Annotated in this window: 8 protein-coding genes and 4 pseudogenes; 2 read left to right on the plus strand and 10 right to left on the minus strand. The window is 66.0% G+C overall.

Translation table 11 applies throughout. From position 1 onward, the window contains the following. From YO9_RS18910 to YO9_RS0114305, 9 genes and pseudogenes are all read right to left on the minus strand, one after another. A pseudogene (locus tag YO9_RS18910) lies at positions 1–202 on the minus strand (hypothetical protein); the annotation flags it as partial. Positions 203–263: 61 nt separating this feature from the next. Then, positions 264–1934 (minus strand): LpqB family beta-propeller domain-containing protein, encoded by a 1671-nt coding sequence (locus YO9_RS0114275; RefSeq protein WP_016998102.1) that lies wholly within the window; start codon positions 1932–1934, stop codon positions 264–266. 40 nt (positions 1935–1974) lie between these two features. Further along, positions 1975–3739, minus strand: a pseudogene (mtrB, locus tag YO9_RS0114280) (MtrAB system histidine kinase MtrB). Positions 3740–3813: 74 nt separating this feature from the next. Then, entirely contained in the window at positions 3814–4500 is a 687-nt protein-coding gene (gene mtrA, locus YO9_RS0114285; RefSeq protein ID WP_016998104.1) for an MtrAB system response regulator MtrA, read from the minus strand. An 88-nt stretch (positions 4501–4588) separates the two neighbouring features. Then, on the minus strand, positions 4589–4906 hold the full coding sequence (locus tag YO9_RS18915; RefSeq protein ID WP_223286622.1) for a hypothetical protein: 318 nt from the start codon (positions 4904–4906) through the stop codon (positions 4589–4591). Between the two features lies 1 nt (position 4907). Next, on the minus strand, positions 4908–5636 hold the full coding sequence (locus YO9_RS18920; RefSeq protein ID WP_223286623.1) for a hypothetical protein: 729 nt from the start codon (positions 5634–5636) through the stop codon (positions 4908–4910). Next, positions 5633–6028 carry a chorismate mutase gene (locus YO9_RS0114295; RefSeq protein WP_016998105.1) on the minus strand — a complete coding sequence of 132 codons (396 nt, stop codon included), beginning with the start codon at positions 6026–6028 and terminating at the stop codon, positions 5633–5635. Before YO9_RS0114295 ends, YO9_RS18920 begins: the two co-directional genes overlap by 4 nt. Positions 6029–6037: 9 nt before the next feature. Continuing rightward, positions 6038–7193: pseudogene (gene mnmA / locus YO9_RS0114300) on the minus strand (tRNA 2-thiouridine(34) synthase MnmA). A gap of 114 nt (positions 7194–7307) precedes the next feature. After that, positions 7308–8527: pseudogene (locus YO9_RS0114305) on the minus strand (cysteine desulfurase family protein); the annotation flags it as partial. Between the two features lie 108 nt (positions 8528–8635). On the opposite strand from YO9_RS0114305, the gene YO9_RS0114310 reads away from it, so the two are divergent. Further along, positions 8636–9100: a tRNA (cytidine(34)-2'-O)-methyltransferase gene (locus YO9_RS0114310; protein WP_016998106.1), complete on the plus strand. Its 465-nt coding sequence runs from the start codon at positions 8636–8638 to the stop codon at positions 9098–9100. Here the strand turns inward: YO9_RS0114310 and YO9_RS0114315 are convergent, their stop codons facing one another. Next, the gene (locus YO9_RS0114315; protein ID WP_016998107.1) at positions 9101–10552 is read right to left on the minus strand and encodes a S1C family serine protease; all 1452 of its coding nucleotides are present in this window, start codon (positions 10550–10552) and stop codon (positions 9101–9103) included. It lies immediately after the preceding gene. Between the two features lie 245 nt (positions 10553–10797). On the opposite strand from YO9_RS0114315, the gene YO9_RS0114320 reads away from it, so the two are divergent. Continuing rightward, positions 10798–11307, plus strand: a complete 510-nt coding sequence (locus YO9_RS0114320) for a TPM domain-containing protein (protein ID WP_031273397.1) — start codon at positions 10798–10800, stop codon at positions 11305–11307. The last annotated feature ends 111 nt before the right edge of the window (positions 11308–11418 follow it).

Genomic DNA, 11418 nt, shown 5'->3' on the forward strand with positions numbered 1-11418 from the left:
CACGCGGGGCAGCCACTCGGCCGGGACGCACCGTGGAGCGGCGCAACATCAACCGACAGCCACGGCACAGCGTGTCCCCCGGCGCCTCGCAGACCGCGCAACTCACGGGCAGCACCACGTCCGACGCCGCCGCGGCCCAGTTCCACAGGGCGGCACCGGCTCTGTCCAGGGCACGGGTGGGGCGAGAAGGATTCCTGGTCATGCCACCACCCAACTCTCGTTGGGACTACGACACCAGGGGAAACGCTCGATGTGGAGTGCGGTCACCCCGCGAAGGCTGTGTCCGTCACGTTGTCGCTCTGTTGGGCCCACGAGCTGCCGGTGAGCATGTAAAGGTTGCCGTCCGCAGCCCCGTAGATCCCGGAGGCCCCGTTGCCACCGGCCAGCGAGGTGACCCCCACCAGTGACGGGAGGGCATCGTGTGTACCGGACACGCTGTACTCGTGCGGCTGGGAATTGTCGTTCTTGCCGAGAGCCGTGGTGACAAAATTGGTGCCGGTGATCCACTGCACCGTGTCCACGTCCACATCCGCGGCCACCAGGTTGCCCTGCTTGAGTTCCGTGGGTCGGCCGGAGTCGTCGCGCACGATGCCCGCCAACCACACGTCCGAGGTTTCGCCCTCCTGATCCGTGGTGACGATGAGCGCCCGGTTGCCTTCGCGAGAAATCCTCAACCCGGCAATGCTCTGGTCGTCCAACCACTGCGCGGACACCGTCAGGGAATCGTCCTCGGAATCGGTGCGGGCCGCGTGCACCACACCATCCGTGCCCGAGCCCCACACCCAACCCTGGATGTCGAAGCTGGGGCGGGTGAGTTCCGGTCCCGTCCAACGCTGCACCGGCGACTCCCCTTGCACCGCGGTGTACAGAGTGCCGCTGCTGTCATCGATCCAGCCGAAATGTTCCATCGCCTGGTCCATGCCGGGCCGCACGATGCGCGAGTTCTCCGGCAGCGGGACATCATTGATCACCTCGGTCTGGCCGCCCTGGTAGAACGCGAGCTGGTTGTGGGACACCCCGATCTGGCGGTTGGGAACGGTCACTTCACGCACCGGATCGTCCATGTCGCTCCCGGAGGTCTCCACGGGTGCCCCGTTCACCGTCAGTTCCACACCGTCCACCGCGGGCACCGATTGCAGGGAGGCTTCGAGCTGTTGTTCGATCCGTTTGCCCAATTCGACATCGGCCGGGTCGAACTGACCCAGATTCAGTTCCACGGACGCGGTCGTGTCCGACACGGGCACCGCGGACCGCGCCAGGCCGGCTCCCGCGGGAATCGCGGATGTCACCGCGCCGTCCAGGTGCGGTGCCGGGCCCGCTAGAAGCTCTCGGACCATGGCCGTGGGCACCGTGGAGCGCTCAGCGAACCACCGGGGATCGGGCACCAAACGACCGAACTCGTCGTCGAAGAAGTACAGGGTGTACGCCTTGAAGATCTCGGTGAAGTCACCGTAGGGAATGATCACCCCGTCCGGGGCGTCGGAAATCCGCCACTGACCGTCCACGGACGTGAGCGAGAAGTCCAGAACCCGTGTGGTCCCCTCGGGCTGCTGCTCCAGCACACCGTTGGCGGCGCGTTCGGCGCTGACTTCCAAGCTGGTCCGGTACTCGCCGTCGTTGAGGCGCGGCACCGTGCTGGGTTCGCCGGAGTGCACCAGCACTCGAGCGTCCGGCTTCCAGGTGTTGGCCAACTGGGGTGTCAGGTACTGCCGCGCCACGGCGTAATCGTCCTGCGCACCGACTCCGGCGGCGAGGAACCCTTCCACGATCTCCTGCGCGCTGGCGCCCATCTGGGGCGTGGCCGGCGAATACTGCGTGGGCTGTTCTTCGGCCTCGGTGGTGGGTTCGACCACCTTGTGGACGGGCCCGGATCGCGGCATGGCCCCGCAGCTGGTCAGTGCCAGAGCACCAGCCAGGCGCAGGCGGCCGCCCATTGCCGACGCCGCCGTGGTCGCTGCTCGCTCACGTCACGTCTCATGCGTTCCCCGTTCCTGGCTGATCAGCGGACACCGCGGTGGACCCACCTTCTGCTGCCGGAGCGTCTGTCGAGTCAAATTCGCTGCTCCCCTCGGTGACTTGCTCATCCGTGAAGAGCACGGGCTGCGATCCCGTAGGGCTCGCATACGGGTCCAGTTGCGTGGTGAGCGCGAGCGATCCGGTGTCGGTCACGTGCGCCGTGGATTCTGCCAGCACGGGAGCCGGGGGCATGGGCAGCGGATTGGGCAGTTCCGGGTCCAACGGTTGGGTACGAATCAGGGCAGCGTGAGTCGGAAGCACGCGCCCTCCCCCGGGCGCGCCCACACGTCCAGTTGACCGCGGTGCAGGCGCGTGTCCTCCTGGGCGATCGAGAGCCCAAGACCGGTGCCACCCACCGTTCGAGCGCGAGCGGGGTCCGCGCGCCAGAATCGGTTGAACACCTTGGTGGTTTGTTCTTCCTCCATGCCGATCCCGTAGTCGCGCACCGCCACGGCCACGGCGTTCTCGTTGGAAGCCACATAAATTTCCACGGGTTTGCCGTCACCGTGTTCCAGGGCGTTGGACACCAGGTTCCTGATGATCCGGTCGATCCGTCGCTGGTCCATTTGCGCCACGCAGCGAGTCAGCTGCGAGCGCACGGTGAGCGTGGAGCCGCACTTGAGCACCAGGGGCCCCGCGGCCTCGACCACGTCGTAGATGACGGAGAAGATGTCCGTTGAGGCGATGTCCAACCTGGCCGCGCCTGCGTCGAAGCGCGAGATCTCCAACAGGTCGGACAGCATCGAGTCGAAGCGGTCCACCTGGTGGTGCAGCAGCTCTGCCGAGCGACGGTTGACGGGGTCGAACTCCTCACGAGCGTTGAACAGCACTTCCGCCGCCATCTTTACGGTGGTCAGCGGCGTGCGCAGCTCGTGGGACACGTCCGAGACGAACGTCTGTTGCATGGTGGACAATTGCTCGAGCTGGGTGATCTGCTCCTGCAGATTGTCGGCCATGCGGTTGAAGGATCGACTCAACCTGGCCACCTCGTTGGAGCCTCGGACTTCCATGCGCACGTCCAGATCGCCTTCGGAGAGCTGCTCCGAAACCCTGGCGGTACTGGACACGGGGCGGACCACTTCACGGGTCACGTACCAGACGATGGTTCCCACCAGCAGCAACAACGCCAACATGGACAGCAGTAGCACCGCGTGGATGGAGTTCAGGGTGACCTGGGGATCCGCGAAGTCATAGACGAAGAACAACCCGTAGCGCGCGTTCTGGTTGAGCTGAACCACGTCACCGATCACGATGACCGGTTGTTCGGCACCACCCTCTTGCATGCGCACAGAGGCGGGCTGCCAGTACGTTCCGTCCCCGTCCGCGACACGCTGCTGCAACTGCTGCGGGACCGAGGCCGAGGTCATCCACGGGCTCTGGGTCTGCACACCCACGAAGGACTGCCCGGCGCCGCGGTCGAAAGGAATCAGGATCCAGTGCCGCCCGGCCTCGTCCGAGTCCATGCTCATGGCACCCATGTGGAGTCGATCAGGGCCTGCACCTCGGTGCGGTCCGAGGCATCGGAGGCATCGAAACTGGCTTGCACATCCGCAATATCCGTGCGCGACTCCGCCAGCACCTGATTGAGGCGGTCGGAGAACAACCGGTCCGCAATCTGGTGGGACATGAAACTACCCGTGGCAAAGAACGCGAGCAGGGTCAGGGTCAACGCCACCAGGATGGCGCGGAACTGCAGGGACTGGTGCCAGCGCCGGGACAGGATGCGACGTCCCAGGCGGAGCCGTCGCAGCAACCTGGGATTGAATCGCGTGGAGCGCTGCTCCCGGCTATCGGCCGTCATCGATGCGAGTGGCCCCCGGCCTTGTAACCGATACCGCGAACGGTCAGGACCAGTTCGGGATTCTCCGGGTCACGTTCGACCTTGGAGCGCAATCGCTGCACGTGCACGTTGACCAGGCGGTTGTCCGCCGCGTGCGGGTAGCCCCAGACATCGCGCAACAGCTCGTCACGGCTGAACACCTGATTGGGCGATTTGGCCAGGGTGGTCAGCAGATCGAATTCCAGGGGGGTCAAGGAAATCTGTTCGCCGTCGCGAGTCACGGAGTGACCGGTCACGTCGATGACCACGTCACCCAGGGTGATCTCCTGGGTCGCACCGCGTTCGATGGGACGCAGTCGCGCCTTGACGCGGGCCACGAGCTCCGCCGGTTTGAAGGGCTTGGGAACGTAATCGTCCGCGCCCGCCTCGAGGCCGCGCACCACATCAGCGGTGTCCGACTTGGCAGTGAGCATCACGATGGGAATGTCCGAGGTCTGCCGAATGGTCTGGCACACCTGGATACCGTCCATACCGGGGAGCATGAGGTCCAGCAGCACGAGATCGGGGTCGGTGGACCGGAACGTTTCTTCCGCGGCAGAGCCGTCGTAGCAAAAGATGGGCTCGAAGCCCTCCGAGGACAGAACAATGCCGATCATCTCTGCCAACGCGGCGTCGTCGTCGACTACCAAAATACGTGCGTTCATGTGCGGCGTGTGCCCTCAACTTTCTACCGTGGCCACCTTGGGTGACCGCTGTCCTACTCTGCCGAGAAGTCTACGGCCTCGGTGCCTCTCAACCCTCGTTGCAGGTTTCCGTCAGCGCGCCCGCCACGTCCGTGCACCTTCGCAAGGCTCCGGCAAGCTCCGGCGGGGTCAGTGTGCCGACCTCAGCGACGGGCAGTACTCGCGATCCCAGCAGCGTCTCCGGGGCCATTCCCAGTTCACTCCATGGCCGCGCAATCGCGTCCACAACGTCACGAAGTGCGGGTCGACCGGTCACGGGCACCGCGCGGAACCACAGTTTCTGCCCGGTCTCCACGAGAGCCGCCAAAGGCTCCCACTCGTGGACGGGACCGGACGGCGGGTCGACCACGGCGGCGTCGGCGCCCACGTCACGCGCCCACCGAGCTCCGCACGACCCGTGGTGATGGCCACCTCTGCCGCGCCCGCGTCGCAGCACGCCGCGACAGCGTCGGTGAGGGCGTTGCGCACTTCCTGGCGCCCGATGGCACGCAGGGTGCGGTAGCCGCTCGCGGTGGGAATCGTGCCGTCCAACACGCGCTGCAGCTCGCTTTCGTCCAGATGGACGACGACGCCGCGGCCTTCCGTATTGCGTGCCATGTCACCGATGAACTCTGCGACCCCGGAGCACCAAGACTGAAGTAGCTCGCGCCGGGCACCGTGATCGGACTGCAATTTTTCGCGTTGTGCACGTGCACCCCGGCCGCCAAGCTGATGGGACCCACGATCGAGGTGAGCACGGGACCGCGGTCACCGTCCGACTCGTGACCGATCACGTCCGCCATCACGTTCACATCGCTCTGCAGCACGATGCGGGCGGCCCGCGAGTCCTTGCCCGGAACCGAGGTGATGCGCCAACCGTGCGGTTGCCGATCCGCGTACAGGGAGTCCAACATCGCGCAGGTACGGGCCAACGGCTCCGCTTGCGGTCCGCGATCGCCCAGAACGGGCAACACGGACAGGTGCGGTGCGCCCAGTTCACCGCGTATCACGGTGAAGGTTTCCACCATGTCGGTCCCGCGCAGGGGTTCGGTGAACGTGGCGGTCACGGCGGTGGCTGCCGGATCGGTCGCGGTGGTTGGCGTCTCAGTTGCGCTCACGAGGCGTCGGAGCGCTGGTGGTCTTCGGAGATGGCCTCGTGATGCCGGATGACCTCGCTGATGATGAAGTTGAGGAACTTCTCCGCGAACTCCGGATCCAGGTGCGCGGCCTCCGCGAGCGCGCGTAACCGTTGGATCTGCGCCTTCTCACGCTCGGGGTCGGCCGGCGGGAAGTCGTTCTTGGCCTTGAGCACGCCCACTCGCTGGGTGGCCTTGAAGCGTTCGGCCAGCAGGTGCACCAGAGCGGCATCGATGTTGTCGATCGTTCCGCGCATGCTCCGCAGCTCGGTCAGGGCCTCCTGCGACGCCTGCTTGCTCAGACTCGAGGCATGGGGGTCCACGATGGCGTGGTCGGTGACGGGCGGGGTGGAGTGATCAGAGGCGCTGGTCATGCTGCCACTTTAGTGGGCGCCGGCCACCGCGGTCGCACGATCCGCGTATGCGGCGTCGATCGTTGCCTGCCCGAGCACCCGGGTGCCTGGTACACGACCATGGTCTGTCCGGGAGCTACGCCGCGCTGAGCCTCGCGCAGTCGCACGTTGAGCCGTTCCTCGCCATCAGTGCGGGTCAGCCATGCCACGGCATCCGCGGGATCCCCGTGGGCACGCACCTGGACCTGCACGTCGAAACGCTCACTGGTTTCGTCGTCTTCTGCCATGTTCATTACCTCGACCGGCGGCAGGCCGGCCCACGAGGGGCGGATGCCTTCCATCACGTCGATGGCCAACAGCGCCTCCGGACCCACGACCACCTCATTGGTCTTGGGGCGGATCTCTAGCACGAAACGGGGCTTGCCGTCCGGCGCGGGAGTGCCGATTCGCAGTCCCTTGCGCTGGCCCACGGTGTAGGCCTGGGCACCGCGGTGTTCACCCAGTTCTTCGCCCTCGGAGTCCACGATGCGTCCCGGGTTGAGCTCCATGTGGTCCTCTAGCCAGCCACGGGTGTCACCGTCCGGAATGAAGCAGATGTCATGGGAGTCGGGCTTGTTGGCGACCGACAATCCGCGAGCCTCGGCCTCCGCACGCACCTCGGCCTTGGACGGCGTCTCGGCCAGCGGGAAGATCGCGTGGTCCAGCTGCTCTGCGGTCAACACGCCCAGCACGTAGGACTGGTCCTTGGCCCAATCGGCGGCGCGGTGCAGTTCCTTGTGGCCGTTCTCGTCCTCGATGACCTTGGCGTAGTGGCCGGTGCAGACGGCATCGAAACCCAATGCCAGGGCCTTCTCAAGGAGGGCTGCGAACTTGATCTTCTCGTTGCAGCGCATGCAGGGGTTGGGGGTGCGGCCGGCGGCGTACTCGGAAATGAAGTCCTGGACCACGTCTTCCTGGAAGCGCTCGGAGAAGTCCCACACGTAGTACGGGATGCCGAGTTTCTCGGCGGCGCGCCAGGCGTCACGGGAGTCCTCGATCGTGCAGCAACCGCGAGCGCGGTGCGCAGGGTACCGGGGGTCCGCGAGAGTGCCAGGTGCACGCCGGTGACCTGGTGCCCTGCTTCCACGGCGCGCGCTGCGGCCACGGCGGAGTCCACTCCGCCACTCATCGCTGCCAAAACCCGCACGGAACTGCCTCCAGAAAATTTGATGAATAGAGCTTGCAGAAATCTTTTAATCAACGGCGCGCGGCGGGTATCTATTCCCCGGGGCGGTCGGAAATCGTCAGCGTGAACCCGTGGTGGCACGTGCCCGGATAATCCCGCGGCCTTGGCGCGAGTGTAGACCTCCGCCACTGCGGCGATCACGGTGTCCACGTCCGCCTCGGTGGTCCCATGGCCCAGGGAGAATCGCTGTGCGCCGCGCGCGGTCTGCTCGTCCACTCCCATGGCCAACAACACGTGCGAGGGCCGTGGAACTCCCGCGTTGCACGCGGAACCCGTGGAGGTTGACACCCCAGCGGCGTCGAAAAGAAACAGGATGGAATCCCCCTCGCACCCGGGGAATGTGAAGTGGGCGTTGCCCGGCAGTCGGGTGGGGTGTTCGGCCTCGCGCTCGGGTGACTCGGGAGCGGTACCGCGCAGCACGGCGTCGGGAACCTCACGACGAATCCCAGCGATCAGGCGGTCCCGCAGACCGGCCAGGCGGATGATCTCGGCGGCTGATCGGTGAGTACTGACTCCGCCGCCGCGCCGAACGCTGCGGCTCCCGCGGCGTTGACGGTGCCCGAGCGAACGTCGCGTTCCTGTCCCCCGCCGTAGCTGGAGGGTTCGAGCTTCACGGTGCGGGGCGCATACAACGCGCCCACGCCCACCGGTCCGCCGAGCTTGTGCGCGGAAACGGCCAGCGTGCTGATCCCGGTCAGGTGCGCGTTCACGGGAATGGAACCGAAGGCCTGAACGGCGTCCACGTGCAGGGGAACGTCGAAGGATGCGCAGATCTCACCGATCTCGGCGATCGGCTGGACCGTGCCCACCTCGTTGTTGGCCCACATGACGGTGACCAGTGCAACGCGGTCAGCCACGCGCTCCAGAGTTTCCCGCAAGGACTCCGGGGCAACCCGCCCGTTCTCGTCCACGGGCAACCATTCGAGCTGGGCACCCTCGTGCTTCTCGAGCCACTGTGCCGTCTCCGTGACCGCGTGATGCTCCACCGGGCTCAGCACCACCACGGTGCGCGCGGGATCGGCCGCACGGCGAGCGCGGTACAGTCCCAGAATTCCCATGTTGTCGGCCTCGGTGCCGCCGGAGGTCAGAATGACCTCCACGGGCTCCGCGCCCATTCCCAGGGCGACCTGTTCACGTCCGATCTCCAACGCCATCCGCGCGGCGCGGCCGCCCGAATGCAGGGACGCCGGATTGCCACCGCGACGCACCTGCTCGGTGAAAGCCTCCAGGGCTTCGGGCAGCATGTCGGTGGTGGCGGCGTGATCCATGTAGACGTGTTCGGACATGCGCGCCATTCTAGATCCGTTGCGGCATCCTGGCTGTGACGGTCACCTCCAAAGGCCACGGGGCCCGGGGTCGATGCTGTCCCCTGTGCCGCCGGTGGCGCCTTTAGAATCGCCCCTATGCTGCACATCCTTTTTCACACCCCGGAGATCCCGGGCAACACCGGTAACGCCATTCGGCTGGCGGCATGCACCGGAGCACGGTTGCACCTGGTCGAACCCCTGGGATTCAACTTCAGTGACGCTCACCTGCGCCGGGCGGGGTTGGACTACCACGACCTCGCGGTCATGGACGTCCACCCCACCATCGAGGACGCGTGGGAGAAACTCGGCGACGCTCGAGTTTTCGCGTTCACGTCCCATTCGGACGTGCGGCACACGGATGTCAGCTATCGCGACGGGGATGTGCTGCTCTTCGGCCGCGAATCCACCGGACTCCCGGACGAGGTTTTGCACGACCCACACGTCACCGAGCGCGTGCGCATCCCCATGCTTCCGGGGCGGCGTTCACTCAACCTGGCCAATTCCGCCTCGATCGCGATGTACGAGGCCTGGCGCCAGTTGGGTTTCCCCGACGGCGTGTGATCAGCCCTGCTCGGCGGCGTCGGACACCGTGACGGTGGCCTTTTCCTCGTTGCCGTTGCGGATGTAGGTCATCTCGGCCTCCGAACCGGCGGCCAGCTCGCGCACCGTGGCGGTCAGAGCATCGGCATCCTCGATGCGCTTGCCGTTGAATTCGGTGACCACGTCATCGGCGCGCAACCCGGCGTCGTCGGCGGGCGAACCGGACTCCACGCTGCGCACCAGAGCACCGTTGGAGAACTGGGTCGAGGAACCGCCGGAAGCTTCCGAATTGGCGGAAACGGACGCGCCCAAGTAACCGTGGGTCGCCTTGCCGTTGTCGATGATTTCCTGAGCAACCCGCTTGGCCGTGTTGGACGGGATGGAGAAACCCACGCCGATGCTGCCCGCAGCGGTGTTGGACGAGGATCCCGCCGCGGAGGCAATGGCCACGTTGATGCCGATGACCTTGCCATCCGCGTCGATCAGCGGGCCACCCGAGTTGCCCGGGTTGATCGCGGCGTCGGTCTGGATGACGTTCAAGTACACGGAGGACTGCGCCTGCTGCGAGCCTGGCTGGCCGTTGTCCGGGAAGTTGAAGAAGAAGTCCTGCGGCCCGCCGGGGCTCTCCTGCGATTCACTCGGGGTATCGGGAGCCGCGGAGGAGGCCACAGAAATGGTCCGGTTGAGCGTCGAGACGATGCCGTCCGTGACGGTTCCGGACAGCCCCAGCGGCGCGCCGATGGCAATGGCCATGTCACCCACGTTGAGCTGATCCGAATCGCCGAACTCCGCGGGAGTCAGACCCTGCGGATCCACCTTGAGCACGGCCAGATCCGACTGCGGGTCCGTGCCCACGATCTCGGCGGATCGCACGGAGCCGTCCGAGGTCTGCACCTGAATGGTCGCGTTGGAAGCCGTGCCGTCCAGGGTGACCACGTGGGTGTTGGTCACGATGTGACCCTGGTCGTCGATGATCACGCCGGAGCCGCTGCCCTGTTCGCTGTTACCCGTTGCGGAAATCGTCACAACGGACGGGGAAGCCTTCTGGGTGGCTGCGGTGGTGGAGTTGACGGACTCGGTGTCATTGACGATCACCGGAGACGTGTTGCCCGTGCTGCTCACCCCGGAACCGTTGTCGTTGAGAGCGTCCGTTCCAACCGCTGCCCCGGCACCGATCAGCCCCGCCAGCAGCATGCCGGCGATCATGGCTCCCCCGGAGAATTTCTTGCGGGCGGGGGCCTGTGCAGTGGCCGCACCGTGCCCGCCGTAAGGCTCATATCCCGGACCACCGTAGTGACCAGGGGACGCATCGCCGGCCTGAGGAAGCGGCTCCGTGTATTGGTTCTCCCACGCGCCGTCGCGCTGGCTCTGATAACCATTGGGAGTGCGCTCGGTTCCCCCGGTGTACTCACCGTACTGCGGGACGGAACGCTGAGGGTCGCTGCCTGGGCGCGGCTCACGCGGGTCGTTCATGTGTGCTCCTCACAACGTGTGCCGGTGGAATCCCGGCCTTTTCTGAGGCCCAGTATGCTGCCCGGCACTGAGTCGTGGCTGAATGGACTGGGTTCTCTGTGAACACTGCCTGAATGTCCTCCCCATGATCTCTGATCACGTGACGCGTACAGGGCTGCAGCGTAGGCTTTCAGCGAAGAGGCCGCTCGTGTGCTCAGCACCCCGGGTTGTCTCTGGCCCGGTAGTCGCTCAACGAAATGAGGATCATGAGCCGTCCCAGCTCACTCCGTCGGACCCTTGCGACCGCGGGCGCGTGCATCGCCCTCACGGTCTCGGCCCAGCCGGCGTTCGCCGAGCCACCGGCCCCGGTGGATCCCGGGACTCGCATCGTGGACTCCTCCAACGTGTTGAACAACGAGTCCCAGCTGCAGGATGGCATCAACGAGGTTGCCAACGAGCACAACATCACCCTCTACGTGGTCATGGTGGATCGCTTCACCGAGCCCTCGGATCCTTCCGGCTGGGCCCAGGAGTTCGCGCGGGAGAACGGCTTCGGCACGAATGACGCAGTCCTGGCCGTAGCCACCGAATCCCGCCAGGCTCGGTTTTTTTCGGAAGGATCCGGCCCCCTGAGTCAGTCCCAGGCGCAAGAGATCTACAACAACAATGTGGTCCCCGCCCTGCGCGAAAGTGACTGGGAGGCGCCGCCATGGGTGCCGTGGACGGCATCAACAGCGAACTGGGCGGCGTCAGCATCGACGGCGCGGGCGGCGTGATCGGCGGCGTCGTGGTTCTGGGCGGAATCGCCGCGGCCGGTGTGGGCGTGGCAGCGCTCATGGGCAAGCGGCGTCGTGGGCGGAACCAACCCCCGCCAGGGCAACGCGCCC

This window comes from Kocuria atrinae C3-8 (genome assembly GCF_000286355.1).
GTDB classification, from domain to species: Bacteria; Actinomycetota; Actinomycetes; order Actinomycetales; family Micrococcaceae; genus Kocuria; species Kocuria atrinae_A.